This window comes from Cupriavidus sp. SIMBA_020 (genome assembly GCF_046535395.1).
GTDB lineage: Bacteria > Pseudomonadota > Gammaproteobacteria > Burkholderiales > Burkholderiaceae > Cupriavidus > Cupriavidus campinensis.
This window is the reverse complement of the sequence record NZ_JAWRWU010000056.1, coordinates 1-490: the sequence shown is the minus strand read 5'-3', so window position 1 is coordinate 490 and position 490 is coordinate 1. Positions and strand designations below refer to the sequence as shown.

Annotated in this window: 1 protein-coding gene; it reads left to right on the top strand. The window is 71.8% G+C overall.

All coding sequences use genetic code 11. The features are described 5' to 3' along the window. Nucleotides 1-490: aldehyde dehydrogenase family protein (locus tag SB751_RS28125; protein ID WP_410748800.1), on the top strand; the 490-nt coding region annotated here is incomplete at both ends.

Genomic DNA, 490 nt, shown 5'->3' with positions numbered 1-490 from the left:
CCGTGGGCCTGTCGCGCCAGTTGTACGGCCTGACCATCGCTTCCGAGCGCCCCGGCCACCGCATGATGGAAACCTGGCATCCGCTGGGCGTGGTGGGCGTCATCAGCGCCTTCAACTTCCCGGTGGCGGTGTGGTCCTGGAACGCGGCGCTGGCGCTGGTGTGCGGCAACGCCGTGGTCTGGAAGCCGTCGGAAAAAACGCCGCTGACCGCGCTGGCCTGCCAGGCGCTGTTCGCGCAGGCGCTGCAGCGTTTCGGCGATGCGCCGGCCGGCCTGTCGGAAGTGCTGATCGGCGGCCGCGACGTCGGCGAGGCGCTGGTGGATTCGCACGCCGTGGCGCTGGTGTCGGCCACCGGCTCGACCCGCATGGGCCGCCAGGTCGGTCCGCGCGTGGCGCAGCGCTTTGGCCGCGTGCTGCTGGAACTGGGCGGCAACAACGCCATCATCGTCGGCCCCACCGCCGACCTGGACATGGCCGCCCGCGGCATCGT